Below are 26,641 nucleotides of genomic sequence, written 5' to 3'. Positions count from 1 at the left end.
CGCTGCCTGGTGCCTGGTTCTCCAAATCGGGGAACACCCGCATCCCGTGCTTTTATTTTGTCGCGAATTGGAGCATTCTCAGGAGCGAGTGTTTAATGCATGCGTAACCTTGCGAGAGCGTGTCATGCGGCCCCAGCGCGTGCGCCAGTTTCCGGCGCCTGTTCAAACGCCTAGCTTCGGCCGGGCGCTGAAGGCGGCTAATGACAATGAGCCGGAGAACGCCGAGAGCGTGCTCGGCCTCATGCTTGGCCGCTCGCTGCTCGTCGGTGCGGCATTGCTGGCCGTGCTCGTGGTCGGCGGGTGGAGCCTGTGGATTGGCCGCGCCCTCTGGCGCCACTTTGTCTGATCAAGGCCATGGCCCTGCGATGCCATCTCATGTCCACAGGATTGGCCGAGCTGTCGCTTGACGCTACGGCATCTTCCCTAAAGGTTAACCGTAACTTCTGGAGATGAAGAGCAAGCGCGCCGGGCGTCCGGTGCGCGATCGATATCGATATCGGGATCGCCGTCGTGCCGCCGAGCATCACCCAGGGCCAGGCATGCCTGCTGACTGCCCCCGCACGGAAGGGCAGGGTCGATAAGTTGGCTGAATTCCTGACTGATTGTGTCGGGCGGAACCGGACGGTTTTCTGCTTCGGTGGCGACAGCCGCACGATCTACGCGGTGAGGGATCGAATCGAGGCAGGCTTTCCGGCGCTGTGCATCACCGGGATCTGCGATGCGGACTTCGACGGTCAGGTCGACCGAGCCGTTCTCGGCCATATCGCGGCGGCGCGCGCGGACGTGGTCGTCACCGACCTACCCGAGACGCGGTTTCGACAGTTCTGCGCGCAATGCAATGCTGCCGGGATCGGCGATGAGCGCATCAATCTGCGTGGAAGCTTTGCGGACTTCGCCTTCGGGCGACGCAGCCGCTTCCTCGGATTTGTCCCGACCTCCCTGCCGATGACGGGGCTGCATCGGTTCGAGGCGGCGACGACGGCCGGTTTCCAATTCACCCGTATCATTCTGGTGCAGGCGCTGGGCCGCGCCCTTCCGTCGCTCGCAGCCGGACACCGCACCGGCAGGCAGCCCGAGCGCAGCGGCCGGGGCTGACCGCAGCCAACAACTCAGCGGGCGTTCGCGAAGGCCTTCCGGCTCAGGACCGTCCTGAACAGGATCGTGATGTCGAGCCAGAACGACCAGTTGTCGATGTACCAGTGGTCATAGGCGACACGCATTGCCATCTTTTCGTCGGTATCGGTCTCGCCGCGCAGGCCGTTCACTTGCGCCCAGCCGGTAATGCCGGGCTTGACGTTATGGCGGCGGGCATAGTTGGCGATCTTGCGCTCGAACTCGATATCGTGAGCCAGCGCGTGCGGGCGCGGCCCGACAAGCGACATGTCGCCGGCGAGGACGTTCAGGAGCTGTGGCAGCTCGTCGAGATTATAGCGCCGCAGCAGATGGCCGAGCCGCGTGATCCGGGGATCGTTGCGCTTGGCCTGAACGACGACCTGGCCATCGTCGGTCGTGGTCATCGTACGAAACTTGAAGATGCGGAAAGCCTGCTGGTTGAAGCCGTAGCGCCGCTGGCGGAAGAGCACCGGGCCGGGAGAATCGAGCCGGATCAGCGCAGCGATGAGCAGCAGCAGCGGAAGGGTCAGGATGATTCCGCAGGCGGCGGCCACGATGTCGAAAGCGCGCTTGGTCGCGACCTCGGCCGTCGAGAGCGGCTGGCGCGTCAACCGCAGGCTCGACAGGGTGCCGGTATGCACGACATGCGCGCCGCCGAAGCGCTCCATGATCGGCTCGGGCACGAGATGGATCGCGACCGGCAGATTCATGAAGGCGTCGACACAGGCCGAAATAGTATCCTGATCGGACCAGGGAACGGCGATGAAAACCGCATCGGGCCGCCTGGCCCGGCAATTCGCCGCCGCAGCAGCCAGATCGGCGGCAAGGGCGGGAGAGCCGGCTTCTCCGGATGATTTCAGGAAGGCGACGTCGGTGACCGCAAAGCCCATATGCCAGGGCTTGTGTCGCGTGACGAAGCCCATGATGCTGGCCTCCCGTCCGATGAGGAAGGCACGCTCCGCGGTGATCCGGCCGGCGCGGCTGCCGGCCGCTACCAATCGCACGACGGCGGAGCGGGACAGCGCGATGACCGGGATGCCGCATAGGTAGGTCGCGACCATGATGGCGCGCGAATAGTGATCCGCGATCTTGGCGAGGAACAGCAGGACGAGAAAAGCGACGAAGGTGATGTTCCAGGCAACGAGGGCCGAGCCCATCTGGCCCCGCGTGGAGAGGTAGTTGGCGATCCGGTAGCGTCCGCGCATCAGATTGACGAAGACGAACAGGGTCGCGAGCATGGCCGCCAGCTCCCGCGTTGAACGTTCGATGCCCGGCAGGCCAGTGGCGGCGACGTGGTAGATGAACGACACCACGTAGATGAGCGCGGTGACCATGGCGGCGTCGCTCATTGCCGTGAGCGGACCGAGCCCAAGCCGCCATAATCCAGACCGATTGCCGGGAAGGGCCTGCGGCATGCCGCTCAGATCATTGACGCTCATTCCTAACCCCCAGGCCAGCCATGCCGGCGCGAGCCGACTTGCGCATGTTCCGTCGCGGCACAGGATGCGGGCGCCGGACCATGGTCGGGGGAGGAGTGGCAAGGCGCATGCCGGAGCGATGCGGGCCAGATTGGAGCGAATGAGGGGCAGTCGGCCGGAAAAAAGAGCCGGTACAGGCGGCGCACCGGCGGCCGCTGTGCCAGTATGAATCAGGCTGGCTTGCGCAGCCGCAGGGCCATCGTGTCGAAGGCGGCGGAAGCAACGCTGCCGAGGGTGGCGCCGGCGATCTTCACGATCGCGTCATGCGGCATGCCGTGGCGAGTCTCTTCCAGCGTCTGCAGCCATTCGAGGCCGATGGCGAGTGCAACGATACCGGCCAATATGAGCCAGCGTTGCCGCGGATAGGCGAAGGAGAAGGTAGCGCCCGCAGCAAAATAGGCGAGGAAGCGCTCGATATCCGCGCCGAGCATCGGAATGTGCGGCCGCGCCTCGATCGGTGACAGTGTCGAGAACATGATCGTGAGCAGGGCGGCCCAGCCTGCAAGCGCGGCGAGGCGGCGAAGCTTCTCGAGCGAGGAAATCAAGACCGGGCTCCGGGCGAAGGATGAGGCGGGGCAGGCAAGATGCGGACCAACGCCTGCGGAATAGCGCGAGGGCGGACAGTGCCGATCTTATGACGGTGCAAAAACGACGAAGCAATGGCAGCGATGAGAGATTTGTCAGACCCTCATGAAAATTCTCTTCATCTTGGGTCTTCCGAATAACACTTGCCGGTGACGCATTCCCCATTCCAAGGCTAGTGTCTGCAGATGGAGAACAGACCCTCGATGAGCGAATCATCTGTAGCCCTGTCGACGGCGCGGATCGCCCGGGGCGGAAAGGCCATCTACGGCGTTCCCCTGGGCATCCTGATGCTGCAGGCGCGATTTCCGCGGATACCCGGCGATATGGGCAACGGCACGACCTGGCCCTTCCCGGTGCTGTATCGCGTTGTCGGTGGGGCGAGCCCCGAGAAGGTGGTGCTCAAGGGGGCGGCCGGTTTGCTGCCGGATTTCATCGAGGCCGCGCGCGATCTCGTCCGGCTCGGTGCCGAGGCGATCACCACCAATTGCGGCTTCCTTTCGCTGTTCCAGCGCGAGCTTGCGGCGGCGGTCGGTGTGCCGGTCGCGACCTCCTCGCTGATGCAGGTGCCCTGGGTGCAGGCGACGCTGCCGCCCGGCAAGCGCGTCGGCGTGGTCACGGTCTCGGCGGCGACGCTGACGCCGAAGCATCTGGAGGCGGCCGGTGTGCCGCTCGACACCCCCGTGACCGGAACCGAGAACGGCCGCGAGTTCTTCCGCGTGCTGATCAAGGCCGAGAAGGACGACATGGATGTCGAGCTCGCCCGGCAGGACGTGGTGCAGGCGGCGCTGGATTTGGTCGCACGCCATCCGGATGTTGGCGCCATCGTGCTCGAATGCACGAACATGCCACCTTATGCGGCCGATGTGCAGGCAGAGACCGGATTGCCGGTCCACGACATCTATTCGTTGATCAACTGGTTCCACGCCGGTTTGAGGCCGCGCCGCTTCGGCTGAATTTATCCCCGGTCCTTGTGGCCGCCCGATAATCCGCCTCGCTGAAATCCCCGCCCGCGAGGCCCCATGACCGACACGCCCCGTCTTTCCCTGCCGTTGCTCGCCGCCGGGCAGGCGCAGAAGCACGTCACCCACAACGATGCCTTGATCCGGCTCGACGGGCTGATCCATCTCACTGTCGACAGCCGGACTGAGACCGCGCCGCCGGCTTCGCCGACCGAGCTTTCGGCCTATCTTGTACCAGCTGGCGGCACCGGCGCCTTTGCCGGGCGCACCGATCAGGTGGCGCTGTTCGAGGATGGCGGCTGGACCTTCCTCGTGCCGCGCGCCGGCTGGCAGGCCTGGGTGATCGACGAGGCCGAGCACAATCTCTGGACCGGCACGGAATGGCGCCGCGACAGCCCGCTGAGCAGCCTCGGCGCCGAGCGCTGGGGCGTGAACGCCACGGCGGATACGACCAACCGCCTCGCCGTGTCCTCGGAGGCGAGCCTGTTCAACCATGCCGGCGGCGACCACCGGCTGAAGATCAACAAGAATGCGTCGGGCAACACCGCGAGCCTGCTGTTCCAGAGCGACTGGTCGGGCCGGGCCGAGTTCGGCCTCGCCGGCGACGACGATTTCCGGGTCAAGGTCAGTGCTGACGGCGCGGTCTGGCATGATGCGCTGGCGATCGACCGTGCCTCGGGGAGCGTTGCCTTGCCGGGATCGCCCTGGGTGGCGGGGGCGAACCTGCTGGTCAATGGCGACATGGCGATCAACCAGCGCGGTTTTGCCGGTGGTGCGCTGACTGCCGGCGTCTATGGCTTCGATCGTTGGAAGGCGGCGACGGGGGGTGCCAATCTCTCGCTCAGCAGTTTCACCATCACGCTGGCCTCCGGCGCCATCCTCCAGCCGGTCGAGCCGGTCTTGTGGGGGCTCGCCTCCTTCGCCGGGCTGCCATTGACGCTTTCGGTCGAGGATCTCAGCGGCGGCAGCCTCGCGGTGACGATCGGCAGCCAGTCTGGCACGATCACGGCGGGGGCTGGGCGCTGCTCCCTGACGCTGACGCCGGCTGTGGGAGATACCGGCGTGCTGCAGGTTCGACTCTCGCCGAGCGCGGGCGCGGTCAGCTTCGCGCGGATCAAGCTGGAGCGCGGGCGACTTGCCACCGGCTGGGCGGCGCGCCCGCTTTCCGTCGAGCAGATGCTGTGCCAGCGCTATTACCTGAAGCAGGACGGGCAGGTGCTGGTCGACGCCTATCAGGCTGCGGCGGCTGCGAGCCGGCAGAGCCTGGGCCTGCCGGTGCCGATGCGGACGACGCCGAGCGTCAGTTTCTCCGTTTCGCTGGAGATCAACGTGCAGGGCACGGACCGGGGCGTCGTCGCGCAATCGCCCGAGCGGGCCTATGCCTATGTCACCGCGCTGGCGCTCGGACGGGTGAGGGCGGCTTTCGACGCCATCGCCTTCGACGCGGAACTGTGAGGCTCATTTGCTGACGAGCTTGCGGGCACGCAGCAGGGCGATGAGTCCTTCGTCGCGGCGCTCCTCGAGCTGCTCGATCGTGCGTCCCGCAGCTTCCTCCGCGACGCCCTCGATGATCTTGTGCTGGACGTCCGCGTCCAGCGAGGGTGTGCCGAGGGATTGCCAGCGTCGGACCTGGCTCGGCCCGAGATGGGCGAGATAGCCGGCGATGCCGCCTTCGCCGCCGCCGAGATGATAGGTCATATGCGGACCCATCAGGGCCCAGCGCAGGCCGGGGCCGTTGCAGAGCGCGGCATCGATCTCGGCCACGCTGGCGACGCCCTGCTCGACCAGATAAACGGCCTCGCGATAAAGCGCCGAGGCCAGCCGGTTGGCGACATGGCCAGGCATCTCCCGCTGGAGGATGACCGGGCGCCGGTCGAGGCTGCGATAGAAGGCGGCAGCGCGATCGATGATGCCCTCGTCTTCGCCGACGATCTCGACGAGCGGCACGAGATGCGGCGGGTTGAAGGGATGGGCGACGATCACCCGGCGCTTGTCCCGGCAATCGGCGACGATCGCGCTGCGCAACAGGGCCGAAGTGCTGCTGGCAATGATCACCTCGGGCGGCAGTGCTGCATCGAGCCGGGCGAGCAATTCGCGTTTCGATGCTTCGTTTTCCGGGCCGTTCTCCTGAACGAAATCAACGCCTTGCAGAACCTCATCGAGATCCCTCGTGAACAGGTACTGACCGGTATTCGCCAATCCGATCTCGGCGAGCTGCTCACGAGCCCGCTCGACGGCATGGCGGAATTTCTCCTCGGCGCCGGGCGCTGGATCGTAGGCTGAGACATTCAGCCCGTGACCCATGGCGAGCGCAGCCCAGGAACTGCCGATCAGCCCGGCGCCGATGACGGCGATGCGCTCGATGTCGCGGATGTCCTGCATCAGTGGATCTCGGGCTCCGGCACCTTCGCCGTCCCTTCCAGATAGTCGAAATCGCAGCCTTTGTCGGCCTGGCGGATATGGGCCGCCGACATCTTGCCCCAGCCGCGCGGATAGTCGCGGTCGGGCGGCGTCCAGGCGGCGAGGCGGGCGGCGATTTCCGCTTCCGTGAGGTTGACCGAGATGCTGCGGGCCTCGACATCGACGCTGATGATGTCGCAGGTCTGCACCGCCGCGAGTGGGCCCTTGATATAGGCCTCCGGCGCAACATGGAGGATGCAGGCGCCGTAGCTGGTGCCGGACATGCGAGCATCCGAGATCCGCAGCATGTCGCGCACGCCCTGCTTCAAGAGCTTCTTCGGGATCGGCAGCATGCCCCATTCCGGCATGCCCGGGCCGCCGACCGGGCCGCAATTCTTGAGCACCATGATGTGGTCGGCGGTGACGTCGAGGTTTTCGTCATTCACGGCTTTCATCATCGCGTCGTAATGCTCGAAGACCAGCGCCGGTCCGGAATGCCTGAGCAGGCGCGGTTCGGCGGCCGAGGGCTTGATGACGCAGCCGTCCGGCGCGAGGTTGCCCTTCAGCACGGCAAGGCCGTTGGCGGTCGAGACGGGCTTGTCGAGCGGGCGGATGACGTTGTCGTCATAGACCCGGGCGAGAGCGATGGTCTCGGCGATCGGCTTGCCGGTCACGGTCATCGCATCGGTATGGAGCTTGCTTTCGAGCTGCTTCAGCAGGGCGGGCAGGCCGCCGGCATAGAAGAAATCCTCCATCAGGAAATCGCCGGAGGGGCGCAGATTCGCGACGACCGGGACATTGCGCGAGAAGGCGTCGAAATCATCCGGCGTCAGCGGCACGCCGGCGCGGCCGGCCATGGCGACGAGGTGGATGATGGCGTTGGTCGAGCCGGCGACGGCCATGTGCACCGTCAGCGCGTTCTCGAAGCTCTTGCGGGTCAGGATCCGGTTGGGCGTCAGGTCCTCCCAGACCATCTCGACGATGCGCTTGCCCGCGGCGGCGGCCATGCGGGGATGGGCGGCGTCGGCGGCGGGGATGGCGGAGGCGCCGGGCAGGGTGAGGCCGAGCACCTCGGCATGGCTCATCATGGTCGCGGCCGTGCCCATCACCATGCAGGTGCCATAGGAGCGGGCGATGCCGCTCTCCATGTCCTTCCACTGGCCGTCGGTGATGTTGCCGGCTTCCTTCTCGGCCCAGTATTTCCAGACATCGGCGCCGGAACCCAGCACCTTGCCGGCCCAGTTGCCGCGCAGCATCGGCCCGGCCGGCACGAAGATAAAGGGCAGGCCGGCGCTGCAGGCGCCCATGATCAGGGCGGGCGTGGACTTGTCGCAGCCGCCGAGCAGCACGGCGCCGTCGAGCGGGTGGGAGCGGATCGATTCCTCGGTCTCCATCGCCAGGAAGTTGCGATAGAGCATGGTCGTAGGCTTCTGATATTGCTCGGAAACCGACATGACCGGGATTTCGATCGGGAAGCCGCCGGCCGCCCAGACTGCGCGCTTCACCGCTTCCGCACGGTCGCGCAGATGGGTGTGGCAGGGGTTGATCTCGGACCATGTATTGATGATGCCGATGACCGGCTTGCCCATGAACTCCTCATGGCCGAAGCCCATCTGCAGCGCCCGCGAGCGATGCCCGAAGGAGCGCAGGTCGCTCGCCCCGAACCAGCGCCAGCTGCGCAGGGTCTCGGGCGTCTTGCGGGGGCGGGCGGTCATGGGCGTTTCCTCGAATTCTTGTCGTTCTAACCGGCGCCGGAGGCATGATCGGGCCTGACCCGATCATCGCGGAAACCAGTGTCATCTTGTCATGAGATTCTCGGGCCTGCGCTATGCTCCATCCGAGAATGGCTGCTCGTCACTCGGCCGCGGCCTTCACTGCGCCCCAGCTTGAGACGATGCCGCGCAATTCCGCCCGCTCGGCTTCGTTCAGCTCCGGCAGGCCGGGGAGGCGGACCGGGCCGACATCGGTGCCGAGAAGCCCAAGCGCCTCCTTCACCACCGTCACATTGGCGCCATTGCCATATTTGGTGCGCAGCTTCTCGAAGCCGGCGATGGCGTCGACCTCTCGGCGTGCGGTGTCGTAGTCACCCGCCTCAAGCGCCCGCCAGACCGCCAGCGAGCGTTCCGGCGCGACATTGATCAGGCCGGAGGTGAAGCCGCGAGCGCCCAGCGCATAGAAGGGCGCGGCCCAGCCTTCGGCGAGGCCGCAAATCCAGTTGGCGGAGGAACCCTCCGTCTCGCGCACGCAATCGGCGAGCAGCATCATGTTGTTCGAGGCGAATTTCACGCCGGCGACGTTCGGGTGGGTCGCGACGCGGATCAAATCCTTCACGCCGATCGCATCCGAGCGGATATAGGCGACGAGCGGGATCGTCAGCGCCTCGGCGATGGCGAGGATATAGTCGGCCTGGGATTGCGGCGCGGCGAAGGGATCGAGCGGGTGATGCACCATAGCGGCGTCGCAGCCGGCCGCAGCCGCGAGCTTTCCGGTCGCGACCGCTTCACGCAAAGACCTCCCGATGCCGGCGGTGACCAGCGCCTTGCCGGCCGCGGCTTCGGCTGCGGTGGCGTGCGAGCGCTCCACTTCGGCCGTCGTCATCGGGTAGAACTCGCCGGTATTGCCGGCTGAGACGATGTTGTGGATGCCGGCCTCGGCGATCCGCCGGACGATCTTGCCGGTCAGCGCCCAGTCGGCCTCACCATCCGCCTTCCAGGCGGTGACATGGACGCCGGAAATGCCGCGCAGCGCGCGGCGGACCTTGTCATTCGTCATAGTCCAGTCCTTCCGCATCCGCGCCGAAGACCAATCGCACATGGGCCTTCGCCGAGCGGACGATGTGACGGCGCATCCTCAATTCGGCGCGCGCGGGATCGCGTGCCAGGAGCGCCTCGTAGATGTCGCGATGTTCCTCGAAGCCTCGCCGGCGCTCGTCCAGCGCTGAGTGCAGGGCGATGCGCTGGGCGTGGTCGTACATGCGCTGGCCGTCGAGGCGGCGCTCCAGATAGGTGCAGCCGGAGATGCGATGGATCGCGCGGTGATAGGCCTCGTTCAGCGCGACGAGGTCTTCGAGATCGCCATGCTCGGTCGCCTGCTCCATCTCGGCGATCAGCCTGCCGAGTTCGATGGCGCCATCCTCGGTCAAGTGATTGGCGGCGATATGGGCCATGACGCTTTCGAGCGCCGCGCGACCCAGCGCCATCTCCAAGGCCTGCCGGGGCGAGAATTCGACGAAGACGCCGCGGCGCGCTTCCGTCCGGACCAGCCCTTCGCTTTCGAGTTTGCGGATCGCGTCCTTCACCGGCGTCGTGCTGACACCGAGCATCTCGGCGAGGTGGCGCTCGTTCAGGCGCTCGCCATTGCGGAAGCGGCCGGCGACGATGGCGCGGCGCAGGCGCTCATGGACGTGCTCGCGCAGCGAACGCAGCAGATCGGGCGCAACGGGTTCGACGGCAGGCTTCAACATGGTTCTTCCGGGGCGCGTTGCCGAGGCCGTTTCACCACGGCCGCCAGGCCGAGCGCCATGATCATCAAACAGCATAAAGCCGCGCATCCGGCAATCTGAAATTTCAGATTTCAAGATTGCGATCCTGTGTTATCGATCTGGGTAAGCGCCCGTCATGAGGTGCAGGCGGAATGGTCCGCGATGGGGAAACGAACCGATGAGCATGACGCGCAGAACGATCATCGCCGCCGCTTGCCTGGCAGCGGCTGGCCCAGCCTTCGCGCAGGGCGAGTATCCCGGCAGCAAAGTCGTCACCATCGTCGTGCCCTTCGCGGCGGGCGGCACAACAGACCTGCTCGGGCGCATCCTGGCCGATCGGCTGGGGCAGCGGCTCGGCGGCAAGTTCATCATCGAGAACCGGCCCGGCGCCGGCGGCAATACCGGCGTCGCTGCCGTGGCCCGTGCGCCGGCCGACGGCTACACGCTGACCATGGGGACGGTGTCGAGCCATGCGATAAATCCGGCCGTCTATACGAAGCTGCCCTTCGACCACATCAAGGATTTCGCGCCGATCTCGCAGGTGGCGAGCGTGCCGAACATCCTGATGGTCAATATCGACCTGCCGGCGAAGACCGTGCCGGAGCTGATCGAGCTCCTGAAAAAGAATCCCGGCAAATACTCGTTCGGGTCTTCGGGGGCGGGCACCTCGACCCATATGGCGGCGGAGTTGTTCAAGGTCTCGACCGGCACCGACATGGTGCACGTGCCCTATCGATCGAGCGGGCAGGTGACGCAGGACCTGCTTTCCGGCCAGATCCAGATCACCTTCGACAACATCACCATCGCCTGGCCACATGTGCAGGAGGGCAAGATCCGCGCGCTCGCCACCGCGACGCCGAAGCGGCTCGCGGTCGCTCCGGATCTCCCGGCGCTGGCCGAGTTCATCCCCGGCTACGATGCCAGCTCGTGGCACGGCTTCTTCGCGCCGTCCGGCGTGCCGAAGGAGATCGTCGCCAAGCTCTCGACCGAGACCCAGGCGATCATGCGCGAGCCGGCGGTGATCGAGCAGCTCAAGAAGCTCGGTGTCGATCCGGTCGGGTCGAGCCAGGAGCAGTTCACCGCCCATATCGCTTCCGAGACCAAGCGCTGGGCCGAGGTCGCGCAGAAGGCGAATGTGAAGATCGAGTGAGAGGCCCAACCGTCATGCTCGCCCTCGTGGCGAGCATCCACGTCTTGAACACCGGCGTTGATGTGTGAAGACGTGGATGGTCGGGACAAGCCCGACCATGACGGTGAGGTTTCGGCGTGTGCCGATCAGCGTTGCCCGGCGAAAGCCCTGGCCAGCGCATCGGCATGCTTGGTCATGAGGCCGAGATCGGAGCCCACGGCGACGAAGCGATAACCCCATTCGATATAGCGGCGCGCATCGGGCTCGGACGGCGTCAGGATGCCGGCCGGCTTGCCGATCGCGGTCAGGCGCTTCACCGCATCCTGAATCGCGGCCTGAACCTCCGGGTGGCCGGGATTGCCGATATGGCCGAGCGAGGCCGAGAGATCGGCAGGGCCGATGAAGACGCCGTCGACGCCGTCGACCGAAGCGATCTCCTCGATGCGGGCAAGCGCCTCGCCGGTCTCGACCTGCACCAGCACGCAGATCTCGCCATCGGCACGCTTGAGATAGTCCGGCACGCGCCCGTAATGACTGCCGCGGCCGCTTGAGGTGATGCCGCGGATGCCGGCGGGCGGATAGCGGCAGGCGGCGACGGCCTTGCGGGCTTCCTCGGCGTTCTGGACGAAGGGCACGAGAACGGCCTGCACGCCGATATCGAGCAGCCGCTTGAGCAGGACTGCATCGTTCCAGGCGGGCCGGACGATTGGGGTCGCGGTGCCGCCCTTCAGGGCCTGGAGCTGGGTGAGGACGTCGGGCGGCTCGTTCGGGGAGTGCTCAGTGTCGACCAGAATCCAGTCGAAGCCGCTCCGGCTGATGATCTCGGAGACGATCGGGCTGCACAGGCTGCTCCACAATCCGATCTGAAGCTCGCCGCGCTTCAGCGCGGTCTTGAAGGCGTTGGTGGGCAGATCCACGGCGTTTCCCCTTAGGCGAATGTTTGGCGGCGCTGTCCAGCCGGCCGGAGCCTGTTGGAGTACGCTCTCCCGGTTAGATCACACCGAACGGGCGAGTGGACCTGACGGCAGGAGATGGCCGGGTTGCAGCCCGATGGCGGACGGCTCTTTGCAGAGAGGCAAACGCTGCTAGGTTGCGCGGCCTCGGAGACAACCACCTGATGACCGCCCCTAAGCTGACCGAAGAGATCGCCCAGCGCTTCGCCCGCATCGCGCTCGGACATGTCCGCCGCGAGTATCCGAACAAGCCGGACCATACCCTGGCCGGTCCGCAGGATGCGCAGACGCCGAGCCAGCTCCATCCGGTGTTCTACGGCAGCTATGACTGGCATTCCTGCGTGCACAGCTACTGGATGCTGGCTCGGTTGCTGCGGCGCTATCCGACGATGGAAGCGGCGGCCGATATCGTCGCTCTGTTCGATGCGCAGCTCGTTCCCGAGAAGATCGCGGTCGAATACGCCTATCTCGCCCAGCCGACGGCGCGCGGCTTCAAGCGGCCTTATGGCTGGGGCTGGCTGCTGAAGCTCGCGTCCGAGCTGAACGGACTCGACGACGGGCGCTGGGGCCGGGCATTGGCGCCGCTGGCCGAGGCCTTCGCCCAGCGCTTCCGCGATTTCCTGCCGATCGCGACCTATCCGGTGCGGGTCGGCACGCATTTCAACACGGCTTTCGGCCTGCGCATGGCGGCGGATTATGCCGATGCGAGCGGCGACGGCGCCTTCCTGACGCTGCTGCGCGAGACAGCCCTGCGCTGGTATGGCGCCGACGAGGATTGCCCGGCCTGGGGCGAGCCGAGCGGTGACGACTTCCAGTCCTCGGCGCTGATCGAGGCGGAATGCATGCGTCGCCTGCTGCCGGCGGAGCGTTTCCTGCCCTGGTTCGAGCGCTTCCTGCCGCGCATCGCGCAGCAGCAGCCGGCGATCCTGTTCAAGCCGGCGACGGTGACGGATCGGACCGATGGCAAGATCGCCCATCTCGACGGGCTCAATCTCAGCCGCGCCTGGTGCTGGAATGCACTGGCTGCGGCGCTGCCGGATTGGGACGTGCGGCGCCCAATCATCGCCGATGCGGCCAGGCTGCATCTAGAAACCGGGCTGCCGCATATCGCGGGCGATTACATGGGCGAGCACTGGCTCGCTACCTTCGCTGTGCTGGCGATCGAGGAGCGCTGAGAGCAGTCAGTATTTCGGCAGGCCGGGCGGGTTGGTCTCGGAGCGCTCCACCGCCTCCTCCTCGATGCCCCAGCGGGCGAGCGCCTGCCGGTATTGGCCTGTCTTGATCAGGTTGTTGGTGGCCAGCGTCAGGGCATCCACGAGGCCGCTGCCCTTGCGGGTGGTGATCGCGACATCGGATTTCAGCGGCCAGCCGGCGCTCAGCGTGCCCACGCGCTTGATGTCCTTGTCGCGGGCGGCGATGAAGACGAGCTGGGCATGGGGCTGGACGACGACATCGACCCGGCCGGCGCGCAATGCCACCAGCCGTGCGGCCTCGTCGTCGAAGAGCTGCAATTCGAGCGGTTTCAGGCCGGCCGCGACGTTCTGCTTGCTCCATTCCACCAGGATGCGCTCCTGGTTGGTGCCGCCGCCGACGCTGAGGCTTAGGCCAGCCGCATCCTTCGGCTCCTTGATGCCGGCGATCTTGCTGTCCGATTTGACGAAGAAGCCGTGCAGGCCGAGGCGATAGGTCGAGAAATCGAACTTCTCCTTGCGCTGCTCGGTGACACCGACATTCGAGATGACGGCGTCGTATTTCCCGGAGGCGAGGCCGAGCGGCCAGTCGGCCCAGGCCAGCGGTACGAGGTTGAGCTTCAGGCCGAGGCTGTCGGCGATGAGCTGGGCGAAATCCGGATCGGCGCCGACCACGGTCTTCGCGTCGGTGGCATAGGTCGCGAGCGGCGGGCCACCGGGGCTGATGCCGACGGTGAAGGAGCCGGGTTCGACGAGGGTGAAGCCCTTGGGCACGGCCGCGATGGCGGCCGGGTCCTTCTCAGCGCGAATGCGGCCGGGCTGTTCGGGGCCGAGATCGAAGGGGGCTTGGGCGAGGGCGGGCAGGCTCGCGGCGCTGAGCGCGCCGACGAGCAGCGACAGGAGGGTCCGTCGCGGGATCACGCTGGTCTCCAGTTCTCGAAAGCTTCTGCGGTCGGGCGAGGCGCTCACGCCTTCGGCAGGCCAGGCGGGTTGGTGCGGGATTCCTCGATCGCCTCGGCCGAGAGGTTCCAGCGGGCCAGAACCTTGGCGTAGGTGCCGTTCCTGATCTGGGTGTTGAGCGCCTGGGTGATCGCCTCGGCGAGGCCTGCGCCCTTGCGCGTCGTCACCGCGATTTCGGCGAGAATCGGCCAGCCGCCGGAGAAATTGCCGGCGAGCCGGGTCTTGCCCTCCTGCGCGGCCTTGAAGCTCAGCAGCGCATTGGGGCCGAGATAGGCGTCCGCACGGCCGGATTCGAGCGCGAGATAGAGCACGACATCGTCGTCATAGTACTGGATGTCGACGGGTTTCAGCCCGGCCTTGAGATTGGCCTCGTTCCAGCGCAGCAGGATCTGCTCCTGATTGGTGCCGGCGCCGACGATGATCTTGAGGCCGGCGACATCGCGCGGCTCGCGGATGACGATCTCGTTGTCCTTCTTCACATAGAAGCCGAGCAGGTCCTTGCGATAGGTCGAGAAGTCGAACTTCTCCTTGCGCTGCTCGGTGACGGTGACGTTGGAGATCACCGCATCGAACTTGCCGGAGGTGACGCCGAGCGGCCAGTCGGCCCACGCGGTCGGGATGACCTCGAGCTTGCGGCCGAGCGCGTCGGCGACCAGCTGGGCGATATCGGGCTCCGCGCCGATGATCGTCTTGGTATCGCTGGCATAGCCGCCGAAGGGGAAGCGCCCAGTATTGTTGGCGACGGTGAAGACACCGTCCTTCGCGAATTTGGCATCCTTGGCGATGAGCTTGATCGCGGCCTCGTCGATCTGCGCGCGGGGGCGGCCGGGCTGCTCGGGCGATAGGTCGATGCCCTGCTGTGCGAAGGCGCGGGCAGGGAGGATGGCGGCCGAGGCGGCGCCGGCGAGGAGGCTGAGCGAAGAGCGTCGCGTGATCATGATCGGATTCCTTGTCTGGCGGGCGGGTAAGGTCAGAGCACCTTGGCGAGGAATTCGCGGGTGCGGGTGTGGCTGGGATTGACGAGGACATCGGCGGGCGCGCCGCTCTCGACGATGCGGCCGGCCTCCATGAAGACGACCTGGTCGGCGACTTCGCGGGCGAAGCCGATCTCATGAGTGACGATGACCAGCGTCGTGCCGGAGCGGGCGAGCTCCTTGATGACGTCGAGGACTTCGCCGACGAGCTCGGGATCGAGCGCAGAGGTCGGCTCGTCGAAGAGCAGGACTTTGGGCTTGAGGGCGAGTGCGCGGGCGATGGCGACGCGCTGCTGCTGGCCGCCGGAGAGCTGGCGGGGATAGGCGTTCGCCTTCTCGGCAAGGCCGACGCGGGCGAGCAGTTCCTGCGCTTCCGCCAGAGCCTGCTCGCGGGAGAGGCCGCGCACGGTCACCGGCGCCTCGGCGATGTTCTCGATCGCGGTCAGGTGCGGGAAGAGATTGAAGTTCTGGAAGACCATGCCGACATCGACGCGCCGGGCCAGGATGTCCTTCTCCTTCAGTTCGTAGAGCGTCTCGCCGTCCTGCCGGTAGCCGATCAATTCGCCATCGATGGCGATGAAGCCTTCGTCGACGCGCTCCAGATGGTTGATCGAGCGCAGCAGCGTCGACTTGCCCGAGCCGGACTGACCGATGATCGCGGTGACGCTGCCGGGGCGCAGCGACAGGCTGACATCGTCAAGCACCTTGAGCGGGCCGAAGCTCTTCGAGACATGGCTGATGCGGATCTCGCCGCCGCTGCGCGGGGAGAGGGTGGCCAGCGAAGCCGTGCGCGGCGCGGTCGCGACCTGGGTCGGGGCGATAAAGCCGGTGCCAGCGGCCGCCGCGGCGACGCGATTCCGGCCGAGCCAGCGCAGGGCGGTGTCGATGGCCGAAGGCGGCGGATTGCGCAGGGCGCCGCGGGCATAGTGGCGCTCGATATGGCGCTGGAAGAAGGACAAGACGCTGAGGATGACGAGGTACCAGACCGTCGCCACCATCAGCAGCGGGATCACCTCAAGATTGCGCCGGTAGATGACCTGGATCGTATAGAACAGCTCGGGCAGGGCGAGGATGTAGACCTGGCTCGTGCCCTTGGCGAGGCTGATGATCTCGTTGAAGGCGGTCGGCAGGATCGAGCGCATCGCTTGCGGCAGCACGATCCGCGAGACCTGGCGGTGCTTCGGCAGGCCGAGTGCGGCGGCCGCTTCATGCTGGCCCTGGTCGACGGCGAGGATGCCGCCGCGCACGATCTCCGAGGAAAAGGCGGCGGCGTTGAGCGTCAGGCCCAGCACTGCCGCGAAAAAGGGCGTGACGAGCTGCGTCGTTTGCCAGGAGCCGAAGCCGATATCGGTGAAGGGAATGCCGAGCCAGATCGTACTGTAGAGATAGCCGAGATTGTTGAGGATCAGCAGCAGCACGATCAGCGGGATCGAGCGGAAAAGCCAGACATAGCCCCAGGACAGCGAGGCGAGCAGCGGTGAGCCAGAGACCCGCGCCAGTGCCAGCACCGTGCCGAGCAGGAAGCCGAAGACCGTGCCGAGCAGCGTCAGCAAGAGCGTGCGGCCTAGCCCGACCAGCACGGGTTCGGCGAGGAACCACTCGGCGAAGACATCCCAGCCCCAGCGCGGGTTGGAGAGCACCGAATTCAAGACCGCGAAGATCACGACAGCGGCGAAGACGGTGCCGATGGTCCGCCCCGGATAGCGCGCGGGGACGATGCGATAGCGGCTGAAATCGCGGTGCGGTGCTGGATTCTGGGCGTGCGTGGGCAAGCCCGCGAAGTCGCTGGCGAGGGTCATGGCTGGCTCTTCTTGTTATGGGAGAGGGGGCGGCCGGGTCAGGCAGCGTCGCGGGCGGCGAGAGCGTCCGGCCGGCGCGGCAGCGAGGCCGGAGGCACGGAGAGCTCCTTCTCGAAGGGCAGCTTCCGGTAGAACGTGGGATCGACCGAGACGTCGAAGAGCGGCGTGTAGCCGGTCTCCAGATAGAGCCCCTTGGCTTCTGGTTGGCGGAAGCCGGTGGTCAGGAAGATCTTGCCGTAGCCCTGCCGGATGGCCTGCGCTTCGACCTCGGCGACGATGCGGCGGGCGAGACCCTGACGACGGAAATCGCTATGGGTCCAGATGCGCTTCATCTCGGCCGTACGCTCGTCGTAGCGCTTGAAGGCGCCGCCGGCGATCGGGCGGCCGTCGCGCAGCAGCAGAACGAAGTTGCCGTCCGGCGGGGCGAAGAGTTCGGCCGGATAGCGGCTCATCTCGGCGCCGGGCGGCTCGCCGAATTGGCTGCCGTAGCGGGTGGCATATTCCCAGGTGAGCTGCTCGACCAGGGGCTGGGCGAGCGGATGGAGTGGGGTCGTGTAGAAGAATTCATCGGCCATGGCGTGAGCCTTTCCGTGACGAAGTGCAGAGTGCGAGGCTCAGCTGGCGCGACGCGCGGGTTCCGCGTCCGACGGGATCGCGTAGCGGCTCTCGCGCCGGGGCAGGCCGAGATGGTTGCGAAGCGTCGTGCCGGGCAGGTTGCGATCGTAGACGCCGCGCTCTTCCAGCACCGGGATGACCAGCTCGACGAAATCGTCGAGGCCCTGGCCGATCACCGGGAAGCCGAGCACGAAGCCATCGGCGGCCTGGGCCTCGACGCGCTCGATCAGCCTGCCGGCGATCTCCTCGGCCGAGCCGATCAGGTCGGTGCGGGGCGTCGCGGCTTCCAGCGCCGCCTCGCGCAGCGTCTGGCGCTTCAGGACGGCGTTGCGCTTGATGCGGTCGGTGGTCGAGCGGAAGCTGTTCTTGCCGATATCGCCCAGTTCCGGGAAGGGCGCATCCAGCGGATAGGCGCTGAAGTCGTGATGGTCGAAATAGCGGCCGATATAGGCGAGCGCGTCCTCGATCGAGACGAGGTTGCGGATGGCCTGGTACTTCTCCTCGGCTTCGGCAGTGGTGCGTCCGACGATCGGCCCGGCTCCGGGGAAGAGCTTCACGTCGTCGGCGCTGCGGCCATGGGCGACGGCGCTGGTCTTGATGGCGCGGTAGAGGGCTTGCGCCTCCTTCAACGGAACATGATTGGCGAAGACCGCATCGGCATGGCGGCCGGCGAGGCCGATGCCGGATTCCGAGGCACCGGCCTGGAACAGCACCGGCTGGCCCTGCGGCGAGCGCTGGATGTTGAGCGGGCCTTCGACCTGGAAGAAGTGGCCCTTGTGGTTCAGCGTGTGCAGCTTGTCGCGATCGAAGAAGCGGCTGGCCTCGCGATCGCGGATGAAGGCGTCGTCGTCCCAGGAATCCCAGAGCCCCTTGGCGACATCGAGATATTCCTGCGCGATCTCGTAGCGCAGCGAATGCTCGGGATGCGGGCGGCTGTAATTGCGGCCCGAGCCTTCCAGGGGGGACGTGACAGCATTCCAGCCCGCGCGGCCGCCCGAGATCAGGTCGAGCGAGGCGAATTGCCGGGCGATCGTGTAGGGGTCGCTATAGGAGGTCGAGACCGTGCCGACGAGGCCGAGCTTTTTCGTCACCGTGGCCAGCGCCGAGAGGATGGTCAGCGGCTCGAAGCGGTTGAGGAAATGCGGGATCGACTTCTCGTTGATGTAGAGCCCGTCGGCGACGAAGGCGAAGGCGATGCCGTTCTCTTCGGCCTTGCGGGCGTTGCGGGTGAAGAAGTCGAGATTGACGCTGGCATCGGCCGGGTTGCTCGGATGGCGCCAGGCGTTCATGTGGCTGCCGGCGCCCTGGAGCATCAGGCCGAAGGTGAGGCGGGTGCGGGACATGGGATTAAGTCCTTTCGAGCGGGGGGATCAGGCCGCGAGCGCCGGCCTCTCGCCGGCGAGCAGCGTGAGGGAGGCGAGGCGCCGGCTGGTCAGGGCCGTCGGCGTGTCGATGACGAATTCGGCGATGCCGAAGCGGGCGTGCAGCCCGTCGAGCTCGCGCCGGACCTGATCGGGCGTGCCGGCGAGGATATGCGGCCTGCGGATCTCGGTGCTGTAGGAGGCGGCGCCGGCCTGGCGCGCATATTCGGCCGCCTGCTCCTCGCTGCCGAGATTGAGGTTCTGGCCGTTGTCGAGAGTCAGGCGGACGACGCGGTGGCTCTCCGTCAGGCTCAGCGCCTCCTCGGCGGTCTCGGCGGCGAAGGCCGCGATCGCGAGCAGCAGGCCGGCCGTGCCCCCGGCCTTGGCGTAGGCGTTCAGGCTGACCTCGATCGCCTTGGGATCGCCGTTGTGATGGCCAGCGAAGACGAAGTGCCAGCCGCGCTCGCCTGCCTGCCGGGCGCTGTCTGGGCTCGCGCCAAGCAGGAAACGCTCCGGTGTCACGGGCGGGACGGGCAGGGCGCGGGCCTTGTCCCGCGGGCCGTCTGTCGCGGCGGGCGGCACGAGGAAGCTGTCGAGCTCGTCGAGCAAGCTTTCGAAGGACGGCGCGCGTGCGGGATCGTGCAGCACCCGCAGCGCCTTGGTCGATAGCGGCAGGCCGCCGGGCGCCTTGCCGATGCCGAGATCGACGCGGCCCGGCGCGAGCGAGGCCAGCAGGTTGAAGGTCTCGGCGACCTTGTAGGGGCTGTAATGCGGCAGCAGGACGCCGCCGGAGCCGATGCGGATGCGCTGCGTGCGCGCCAGCAGATAGGCGGCGAACACCTCCGGCGCCGGGCTGACGAGGCCGGGGAAGTCATGGTGCTCTGCCAGCCAGAAGCGATGATAGCCAAGGCGCTCGGCCGCCTGGGCGAGGCTCACCGTGCGCTGGAGCGCCACGCCGGCGGTTTCGCCCTCGATGAGTGGGGTCTTGTCGAGCAGGCTGAGTGCGTAGGTCATGGATTTCGATACCGTTTGGGAGGTCAGGCGGAGCGGAGGCCGAGGGCGGTTACCGCCTCCTCGGCCATCCAGCCGAGCCGCTCGTAATCGCCACGCCAGTAGAGGAGGGCGGCGTCGTTGCTGCCGAGCCGGACTTCGCGCACCCGGCCGATGACGATGGCGTGGGAGTGCCGCTCGATCAGCTCTTCCAGCTCGCAATCGAGCGCGGCCAGCGCGCCTGCGAGGAGAGGCGCGCCGGTACGACCCTCGCTCCACTCCGCATCGGCGTAGCGAGCCGGGCCCTTCTCGCCGCCGCGACCGGCGAAGCGGTCCGCGACCTGCTTCTGCGCGGCGGTGAGGAAGTTCACGCCGAAGCTGCGATGGCGCGCCAGAACGGGATAGGCCGAGGAGGAGAGGTTGAGGCCGAACATCACGGTCGGCGGCTCGGCCGAGAGCGAGGCGAGCGAGGTCACGGTCAGGCCGGTGCGGTCCTCGCCGTGCCCCGTCGTGATCACGGAAACGCCGCCCGCGAGATGGCGAAGCGCGGTGCGGAACTCGCCGCTCGCCGCCGGGATGGTGCGCGGGGCGGGGCCAGCCGGGACGCGGGTCGGAAGCGAAGATGCAAGGGACAGGATCGCCATGGGAACCTCTGATGAAGGATGTTCGGATTCGTGAGGGCGGCATGGCGCTCGATGGCGATGCCGCGAATTGCCGTGCGGAGAACGGGACAAGCGGTCGCGATCGCCGGAAGAACCGGCGGCGCAGCAGCATTGGAATGGAAAGATCTCAGGCGCTCAGGAAGCCCGACATCCTATCAGGAACATCGGCGCCCAGGTGCCTGAACAGGATTTTCTGAATTCGTGCATGTCGTCACCGACGCGTCTCCGTATCTCGGAGCCCACGATTTCGTCGTGGTGCTTTTAGCATTGTTGACGCGGTGCAAGCTGCTCCAGCAAATCCCGCGAAAGAGCGATGCGAACACCGCTCGATACTGTTCATTCTTTCCACTGGATGCTTCGCGGTCAATGAAACAGCCTTTCAAAGATCGCCTGTCCCGGAGGCGGAAGCGCCACAAGGATCGCTTCGTCCGGGAGAAATTCATTCGCGGAGATCCCGTTGCCACTTTGCGGCCACCAGCCGCAGAACTCGACGAGTCCGTGAGGAGCCTTGCCGGGCAGGGCGCATGACGCTCCGAGACACGGTTGACTCTTCGAGCCAAAAGGGCTCGGAACGAGCCATCTCTTAAAGGGGCGCGTCATGGTCGCCGATGCCGTTTCGCCGGAGCCTCCGTTCACCCGCGATGCCGATGGCTCCTTCACGCTTGATGCCGCACGATTGGCTGGCCGCTTTGGCTGGTCGGAGCCGGAATTGCGCGATTTGATGCGTCGCGGGCTGGTGACCAGCCGGGTCGAGCGCGGCGAGGGCGAGGATGCAGGGCGCTGGCGCCTTTCCGTTCACTGCGGAAACCGCTGCTGGCGCGCCATCGTCCTGGCCGATGGCACGATGGCTGAGGAACAGCTCGAATTCGTGCCGGCGCAAGGTCGTCGCAGCTGCGCCTGATGAAGCCGCCCGCTTGGCTCGAGGATTGGCGGCGGCCCTGTGTACATTTGCCGCCGCGCTCTCGATAATAGCGATCAGCGGGGTGAATCGCATCGGCGTTGCCGGTCTTCGCTTTCCTCCTGCGCTTTCTGATGAGGGAACGATGCGTCTTCTCCACCTTGCCCCGGCCACGATCCTCCTTGCGGCGCTCGGCGGCTGTGTTTCAAGCGAGCCAACGGCCTATTCTGAGCCGCCGGTGGTCCAGAGCATGTCGATCCGGCCGTCGCAGCGCAGCTATCTCGATGCCGGTCCGGCTCCGGCAAGGCCGAATGCGCCGAGCTATCTGCGCGATAGCGGAACGAACTTTGCCGGCCGCTCCGACAGCTTCGGCAGCGGCGTGCTGCCCTCCTTCTGAGGCGATTGGCTGCCGGTTATGCGTCGCGGCCTGGCTTGAGGTCGCGGACGCGCTATTCGGGCAATCGAAGCCCGGCCAGGAAGGTGGCGACCGTCAACGTCTTGGCCGGCTGGGCCCGGCATTGCCGTTCGACGGCTTCGAGAACTTCGCCGTCGCCATATCTGGACAATCGGGAGGGAGAGGTCTGACGCATGGCGTCGACCACCCAGCGGCCGATCAGTCCGTGCATCTCCGTATCCGCGGCCTCGCGCTTCATCCAGGCTTCGCAGGTGATGTAGTCCTGCAGGAACTCGCCCTGGCGCAGAACTTCGCCCGTCGCCGCCACCGGGCATGTCAGAACCCACAGCGCCGCCACCGTCCACAGACGCATCTTCCGCCCTCGCTTCCTGTCGTTCGCGGCGTTCCCCTGGTTGCTCCCGCACTTCCTCGTCTGCCCGCAGCTGCTTCCCTCACTTTGTGTCCCGCGCCGCGGCCGGATACGCGTGATGAAAGGAGAGTCTCGACGCCGGGTGAAACGTTCTGACGCCGGAGCGATAGATCATCGAGCATATCAACTCGACGTTGCACGGCAATACCGAAACCTGCCTGCAGACGTTGTTGCCGACAGTTTCGTACTTATCTCGCCTCTGCAATACAGCGTTGGCGTTTGCCGGTTCGGTATTCGGCAATACCCTGTGAGGATTGCTGCTGCGCTCCCGTAACAGGCGCAAGCAGGCGTGCGATCGATGAGCCGGCCTGCCGCTCTGTCGTGGAAAGCGGGGAAACATGCATCTTCGCCTCAAAGTTGAGATTCCGGTTTAACCGCGGTTAACCGGCCAGGCCGATTATCCGCCGATCGGTCAGGGCTCGCACCGGGGGGACGATGGCAAAGGCCTGCGACAATGCCATCACGAGAGGCCCATGCCGTATGCAGCCTTTGATTGCAGTTGTCGTCGCGATGCTCGCTTTCGCAAGCTCCGAAGCCCTTGCCCAGACACGCCCCGAAGAGCCGATCAAGCTGCAGATCATCGGCGGGCTCGCAGGCGTCACCCAATACACCAAGATCGAGCAGCCGTTCTGGCAGTCCGAGATCAAGGAGCTGTCCAAGGGCCGCATCAGCGCGACGATCCGGCCGCTCGACGCCGGAGGCTTGCGCAACCAGGAAATGCTCCAGCTGATGCGGCTCGGCGTGGTGTCGTTCGGCACGGCCCTGCTCAGCGTCGTCGCGGGCGACGAGCCGGAACTGGGCGCGGTCGACCTGCCTGTGCTGAATCCCGATGTCGCGACGCTGCGCCGAACGGTTGCCGCGTTTCGCGAGCATCTGCGCGAGGTGCTGCGCGAGCGCTACGATATCGAACTCCTTGGGGTCTATGCCTATCCGGCCCAGGTACTGTTCTGCGCAAAGCCTTTCAAAGGGCTGGACGATCTCGCCGGGCGGAAGGTGCGGACCTCTTCGGTCGCGCAATCCGAGCTGATGACGGCGATGGGCGCCGTGCCGGTGATCCTGCCTTTCGCCGAGATCGTCGCGGCGCTCCGGGACGGGGTTGCCGATTGCGCGATCACGGGCACGCTGAGCGGCTACGAGATCGGACTGCCGCGCGTGGCTGTTGCCGTCCATGCCTTTGCGCTCAGTTGGGGCGTTTCGATCTTCGGCGCCAACGGGGCCTATTGGGACGGGCTTCCGATGGATGTGCGCGACATCATCCGGCAAGGCGTGGGGCAGCTTGAAGAGCGGATCTGGTCGCAGGCGGAAGCCGATACGCAACGCGGGCTCGCCTGCAATGCGGGGACGGAGCCCTGTGCCGGCAAGCCCGAGCGGCCGATGACCGTGGTGCCGGCCCGGCCTGCGGACGAGACGCGCCGGCGCCTCCTTGCCGAAGTCGTCCTGCCGCGCTGGTTCGAGCGCTGCGGCCAGGACTGCGTGTCGGCCTGGAACACCTATCTCAAGCCGCTTCATGCCATCGAGCCCCGCACGCCGTGATCAATCGCCTGAAATTCATGGTCGTAGCAGGGACGACGGTCATCCTGACGGTGGCAGCCATCGGTGCCGCCAATCTGGTCCGGAAGCGGGAAGATGCTGCCTGGCGGGCCGCCGAACAGCAGCTGGAGAGTTCTGCCGCGGCTGTCGAGAACGCGCTCGACCGGCAATTGCTGCAGGTCGATGGCGCGCTGGCGAGCTTTGCGAACCTGTTCGAGGTCGCGCAGGTCGGGCCCGGACAGAGGGATTCCGCCAGCCGCCTGCTGCGTGGCCTCAACTTCCAGACGATGGCGTTTCGGGACCTGCTGCTTGTCGGGCCGGATGGCAGCGTCATCGCTTCCGCGAAGCCCAGCGGCGCCCGTCATGCACTGCCGCTGGATGTCGCCATGGTTGGGCAGGCGCCGACGAATCTGATCGGCCCGCTTCGCAACGCGGTCACGGGCGACTGGTCGCTCTATGTTGCGCGCAGGGTACCGGCCTGGAACGGCATCGTCCCGGTCGCCGAAGTGCCTCTGCACACGCTGATGAAGCTTCTGGCGGAGGCCGGAGTCAGCCCCGACACGCAGATCTCGCTGGAGCGCGCCAGCGGTCAGGTCGTGGCGATGCTGCCGCATGACGAATTGCAGATCGGCAAATCGCGTGCGCCCGCGCTGCCTGCGCAGCTGGTGAATGGAAAAGCCTTCCTGATTGGGAACCGGGGCAGCGATACAGCCACGCTGAACGTGATCAGAGGTTCGCTCTACGGCGATCTCCGGGTCGTGCTCACCGTGGAGGGTAAGGAGGTTCTGGCGGACTGGCGCCAGGATCGCGACAGGACGGTGACCGGCGCGATCATTGCCGTGCTGTTGCTCTCGGCCTTTGCCGGGGCGATCCTGCTGGCGATCCACCAGCGCGAACGGGCTGATGCCGAGCGGGCACGAGCATCGGCGGTCCTCGACAACGCAATCGAGGCGATGTCCGACGGCTTCGTGATGTGGGACGAGAATGACCGGCTGGTGACCTGCAACCAGCGCTACCGCGAGCTTTATTCCCTCAGCGCGCCCTTCATGGCCGCCGGAGCGCATTTCGAAGACATCATCCGCGGAGGCGCGCAGCTCGGCCAATATCCCCAGGCGACCGGCGATATCGAGGAATTCGTGCAGGATGTTTCGTTCTGGCACCGCCAGGGCAGCGGCTCGATCGAGCGCCTATTGCCGGATGGCCGCTGGCTCCTGATCACCGAGCGGCCGATGAGGGACGGCGGCATCGTCGGCATCCGCACCGACATCACAGCGCTCAAGGCCGCGCTCGCCGAGCTGGCCGCAGCCCACGCGCGCGCGAACGAGGCGGCGGAGGAGGCCCGGCAGCAGAATGTCGCGCTCATCGAGCAGGAAAGCCGCATCCGCTTCCTGGCGCATCACGACGATCTGACCAGCCTGCAGAACCGCTTCGCGTTCCGCGGCCAGATTGCGAGATTGCTGCCGCGGGTCGCGGAGGAGGCCGGGGCCGTCGCCCTGCTGTTTCTCGATCTCGATCGCTTCAAGGACGTCAACGACACGCTCGGGCACCCCGTCGGGGACCTCCTGCTTCTGTCGGTCGCGGAGCGTCTGGGGACTTGCGTGCGGAATACCGACTGCGTGGCTCGTCTTGGCGGAGACGAGTTCGCGGTCTTGTGTCTCGATCCGGAGCAGCCGCAGCAGGCCGAAGCGCTGGGTGCCCGCATCATCGAGGTTCTCAGCCAACCCTATTTCATCCAGGAGCGGACGATCTCGATTTCCGCAAGCGTCGGCATCGCGATCGCCGAAGGGCCGGACTTCGATGCGGACCTCCTCCTGAAACAGGCCGATCTCGCGCTCTATCAGGCCAAGGCGCTGGGCCGCGGCATCCATTGCGTCTTCACGGCCGAGATGGACGAGCAACTGCGCGCGCGCCTCGCCCTGGAAGCCGATCTGCGCAAGGCCATCGAGGAGCGGCAATTCGAGCTGTCGTACCAGCCGATCTTCGATCTGAAATCCAGCAAGCTCTGCGGTTTCGAGGCCTTGCTGCGCTGGCACCATCCCGAACGCGGCCTGGTGGGGCCGGCGGAGTTCGTGCCGCTGGCGGAAGAAACGCGCCTGATCGTCGATCTCGGCGAATGGGTCCTTCGGCAGGCCTGTACAGACGCCGCCCAATTGCCGGGCGACCTTCGCATCGCCGTCAACCTGTCGCCGGTGCAATTGATCTTCGGCGACGCGGTTGCGACCGTTCGCGAGATTCTCGCCGAGACCGGGCTCGACCCGGCACGGCTGGAACTCGAGATCACCGAGACCGCGCTGCTCGCCAATGACAACCGCAATCTCGGGACATTGAGGAGCCTGAAGGCACTCGGCGTCCGCATCGTGCTGGACGATTTCGGGACGGGCTATTCGAGTCTGAGCCATCTCAGGCTCTTCCCGCTGGACAAGGTCAAGATCGACAGCTCGTTCGTCCGCGACATGACCGCCCATTCCGACAGCGCTGCCATCGTCACCGCGGTCGCGGCGCTCGCGACCGAGCTGGGCATGACGACCACGGCGGAAGGAATCGAGACGCAGGACCAGCTCGACGCGGTCGATCGGGCGGGTTGCACGGAGGCGCAAGGCTATCTGTTGGGAAAGCCGGAGCCGATCCTGCAAGCGGTCCACACGACCCTGTTCAGGCGGTCCTCCCGGAGCCGGGGCGGGCGGCGGGGCGGCCGCACGCGCGACTCGTCCGATACGCTGTAGGCCGTTCGGCGGATCGC

At 66.4% G+C, this 26,641-nt stretch carries 25 protein-coding genes; 10 read left to right on the top strand and 15 right to left on the bottom strand.

Going from position 1 to position 26,641, the window contains the following annotated elements; genetic code table 11:
- The first annotated feature begins 124 nt into the window (after positions 1-124).
- On the top strand, positions 125-346 hold the full coding sequence (locus Q0Q36_RS00310) for a hypothetical protein (protein WP_293794736.1): 222 nt from the start codon (positions 125-127) through the stop codon (positions 344-346).
- Positions 347-510: 164 nt separating this feature from the next.
- Positions 511-1,095 (top strand): WecB/TagA/CpsF family glycosyltransferase, encoded by a 585-nt coding sequence (locus Q0Q36_RS00305; protein WP_293794735.1) that lies wholly within the window; start codon positions 511-513, stop codon positions 1,093-1,095.
- Positions 1,096-1,109: 14 nt separating this feature from the next.
- Here the strand turns inward: Q0Q36_RS00305 and Q0Q36_RS00300 are convergent, their stop codons facing one another.
- Both Q0Q36_RS00300 and Q0Q36_RS00295 read right to left on the bottom strand, forming a co-directional pair.
- A complete protein-coding gene (locus Q0Q36_RS00300) occupies positions 1,110-2,462 on the bottom strand; it encodes an undecaprenyl-phosphate glucose phosphotransferase (RefSeq protein ID WP_293794734.1) in 1,353 nt (450 codons plus the stop codon).
- A gap of 299 nt (positions 2,463-2,761) precedes the next feature.
- The gene (locus tag Q0Q36_RS00295) at positions 2,762-3,136 is read right to left on the bottom strand and encodes a VanZ family protein (RefSeq protein WP_293794733.1); all 375 of its coding nucleotides are present in this window, start codon (positions 3,134-3,136) and stop codon (positions 2,762-2,764) included.
- A gap of 243 nt (positions 3,137-3,379) precedes the next feature.
- Between Q0Q36_RS00295 and Q0Q36_RS00290 the strand changes: the two genes are divergently transcribed.
- Together Q0Q36_RS00290 and Q0Q36_RS00285 are read left to right on the top strand one after the other, a co-directional pair.
- Positions 3,380-4,129, top strand: a complete 750-nt coding sequence (locus Q0Q36_RS00290; protein WP_293794732.1) for an aspartate/glutamate racemase family protein — start codon at positions 3,380-3,382, stop codon at positions 4,127-4,129.
- A 66-nt stretch (positions 4,130-4,195) separates the two neighbouring features.
- Entirely contained in the window at positions 4,196-5,590 is a 1,395-nt protein-coding gene (locus Q0Q36_RS00285; RefSeq protein WP_293794731.1) for a DUF2793 domain-containing protein, read from the top strand.
- A gap of 3 nt (positions 5,591-5,593) precedes the next feature.
- On the opposite strand, the gene Q0Q36_RS00280 is transcribed toward Q0Q36_RS00285, so the two are convergent.
- The 4 genes from Q0Q36_RS00280 to Q0Q36_RS00265 form a co-directional block, all read right to left on the bottom strand.
- Positions 5,594-6,517 carry a 3-hydroxyacyl-CoA dehydrogenase NAD-binding domain-containing protein gene (locus Q0Q36_RS00280; RefSeq protein ID WP_293794730.1) on the bottom strand — a complete coding sequence of 308 codons (924 nt, stop codon included), beginning with the start codon at positions 6,515-6,517 and terminating at the stop codon, positions 5,594-5,596.
- The gene (araD, locus tag Q0Q36_RS00275; protein ID WP_293794729.1) at positions 6,517-8,250 is read right to left on the bottom strand and encodes an L-arabinonate dehydratase; all 1,734 of its coding nucleotides are present in this window, start codon (positions 8,248-8,250) and stop codon (positions 6,517-6,519) included. Before araD ends, Q0Q36_RS00280 begins: the two co-directional genes overlap by 1 nt.
- A gap of 139 nt (positions 8,251-8,389) precedes the next feature.
- Complete coding sequence (locus Q0Q36_RS00270) at positions 8,390-9,307, bottom strand: dihydrodipicolinate synthase family protein (protein WP_293794728.1); 918 nt, start codon at positions 9,305-9,307, stop codon at positions 8,390-8,392.
- On the bottom strand, positions 9,297-9,998 hold the full coding sequence (locus Q0Q36_RS00265; protein WP_293794726.1) for a GntR family transcriptional regulator: 702 nt from the start codon (positions 9,996-9,998) through the stop codon (positions 9,297-9,299). The genes Q0Q36_RS00270 and Q0Q36_RS00265 overlap by 11 nt, the downstream gene beginning before the upstream one ends.
- A 202-nt stretch (positions 9,999-10,200) precedes the next feature.
- Here Q0Q36_RS00265 and Q0Q36_RS00260 point away from each other — a divergent pair, with 202 nt between their 5' ends.
- Complete coding sequence (locus Q0Q36_RS00260; protein WP_293794725.1) at positions 10,201-11,166, top strand: tripartite tricarboxylate transporter substrate binding protein; 966 nt, start codon at positions 10,201-10,203, stop codon at positions 11,164-11,166.
- Positions 11,167-11,291: 125 nt separating this feature from the next.
- Here the strand turns inward: Q0Q36_RS00260 and Q0Q36_RS00255 are convergent, their stop codons facing one another.
- Entirely contained in the window at positions 11,292-12,062 is a 771-nt protein-coding gene (locus Q0Q36_RS00255) for an HpcH/HpaI aldolase/citrate lyase family protein (protein ID WP_293794724.1), read from the bottom strand.
- 200 nt (positions 12,063-12,262) lie between these two features.
- Here Q0Q36_RS00255 and Q0Q36_RS00250 point away from each other — a divergent pair, with 200 nt between their 5' ends.
- The gene (locus tag Q0Q36_RS00250; RefSeq protein WP_293794723.1) at positions 12,263-13,273 is read left to right on the top strand and encodes a DUF2891 domain-containing protein; all 1,011 of its coding nucleotides are present in this window, start codon (positions 12,263-12,265) and stop codon (positions 13,271-13,273) included.
- A gap of 6 nt (positions 13,274-13,279) precedes the next feature.
- Here the strand turns inward: Q0Q36_RS00250 and Q0Q36_RS00245 are convergent, their stop codons facing one another.
- The 7 genes from Q0Q36_RS00245 to Q0Q36_RS00215 form a co-directional block, all read right to left on the bottom strand.
- Positions 13,280-14,188: an ABC transporter substrate-binding protein gene (locus tag Q0Q36_RS00245; protein WP_293794900.1), complete on the bottom strand. Its 909-nt coding sequence runs from the start codon at positions 14,186-14,188 to the stop codon at positions 13,280-13,282.
- Between the two features lie 65 nt (positions 14,189-14,253).
- Positions 14,254-15,186, bottom strand: coding sequence for an ABC transporter substrate-binding protein (locus Q0Q36_RS00240; protein WP_293794722.1), 933 nt, complete (start codon positions 15,184-15,186; stop codon positions 14,254-14,256).
- Positions 15,187-15,218: 32 nt separating this feature from the next.
- A complete protein-coding gene (locus Q0Q36_RS00235) occupies positions 15,219-17,021 on the bottom strand; it encodes an amino acid ABC transporter permease/ATP-binding protein (protein ID WP_293794721.1) in 1,803 nt (600 codons plus the stop codon).
- 38 nt (positions 17,022-17,059) lie between these two features.
- Positions 17,060-17,596, bottom strand: a complete 537-nt coding sequence (locus Q0Q36_RS00230; protein ID WP_293794720.1) for a GNAT family N-acetyltransferase — start codon at positions 17,594-17,596, stop codon at positions 17,060-17,062.
- A 39-nt stretch (positions 17,597-17,635) separates the two neighbouring features.
- Positions 17,636-18,979, bottom strand: a complete 1,344-nt coding sequence (locus Q0Q36_RS00225) for an LLM class flavin-dependent oxidoreductase (protein WP_293794718.1) — start codon at positions 18,977-18,979, stop codon at positions 17,636-17,638.
- 27 nt (positions 18,980-19,006) lie between these two features.
- Complete coding sequence (locus Q0Q36_RS00220) at positions 19,007-20,011, bottom strand: MsnO8 family LLM class oxidoreductase (RefSeq protein ID WP_293794716.1); 1,005 nt, start codon at positions 20,009-20,011, stop codon at positions 19,007-19,009.
- Between the two features lie 23 nt (positions 20,012-20,034).
- Positions 20,035-20,631 (bottom strand): flavin reductase family protein, encoded by a 597-nt coding sequence (locus Q0Q36_RS00215; RefSeq protein ID WP_293794715.1) that lies wholly within the window; start codon positions 20,629-20,631, stop codon positions 20,035-20,037.
- A gap of 616 nt (positions 20,632-21,247) precedes the next feature.
- Between Q0Q36_RS00215 and Q0Q36_RS00210 the strand changes: the two genes are divergently transcribed.
- The gene (locus Q0Q36_RS00210) at positions 21,248-21,550 is read left to right on the top strand and encodes a DUF6522 family protein (RefSeq protein WP_293794714.1); all 303 of its coding nucleotides are present in this window, start codon (positions 21,248-21,250) and stop codon (positions 21,548-21,550) included.
- A 25-nt stretch (positions 21,551-21,575) separates the two neighbouring features.
- Complete coding sequence (locus Q0Q36_RS00205; protein WP_293794712.1) at positions 21,576-21,944, top strand: hypothetical protein; 369 nt, start codon at positions 21,576-21,578, stop codon at positions 21,942-21,944.
- 52 nt (positions 21,945-21,996) lie between these two features.
- Here the strand turns inward: Q0Q36_RS00205 and Q0Q36_RS00200 are convergent, their stop codons facing one another.
- On the bottom strand, positions 21,997-22,314 hold the full coding sequence (locus Q0Q36_RS00200; RefSeq protein WP_293794710.1) for a hypothetical protein: 318 nt from the start codon (positions 22,312-22,314) through the stop codon (positions 21,997-21,999).
- A gap of 537 nt (positions 22,315-22,851) precedes the next feature.
- Between Q0Q36_RS00200 and Q0Q36_RS00195 the strand changes: the two genes are divergently transcribed.
- Both Q0Q36_RS00195 and Q0Q36_RS00190 read left to right on the top strand, forming a co-directional pair.
- Complete coding sequence (locus Q0Q36_RS00195) at positions 22,852-23,904, top strand: TRAP transporter substrate-binding protein (protein WP_293794708.1); 1,053 nt, start codon at positions 22,852-22,854, stop codon at positions 23,902-23,904.
- On the top strand, positions 23,901-26,624 hold the full coding sequence (locus Q0Q36_RS00190; RefSeq protein WP_293794706.1) for an EAL domain-containing protein: 2,724 nt from the start codon (positions 23,901-23,903) through the stop codon (positions 26,622-26,624). Before Q0Q36_RS00195 ends, Q0Q36_RS00190 begins: the two co-directional genes overlap by 4 nt.
- The last annotated feature ends 17 nt before the right edge of the window (positions 26,625-26,641 follow it).

It is taken from the genome of uncultured Allobosea sp. (assembly GCF_945957345.1).
GTDB lineage: Bacteria > Pseudomonadota > Alphaproteobacteria > Rhizobiales > Beijerinckiaceae > Allobosea.
Note: the sequence above shows the minus strand (reverse complement) of the source record. Positions and strands in the feature narration are given on the sequence as shown.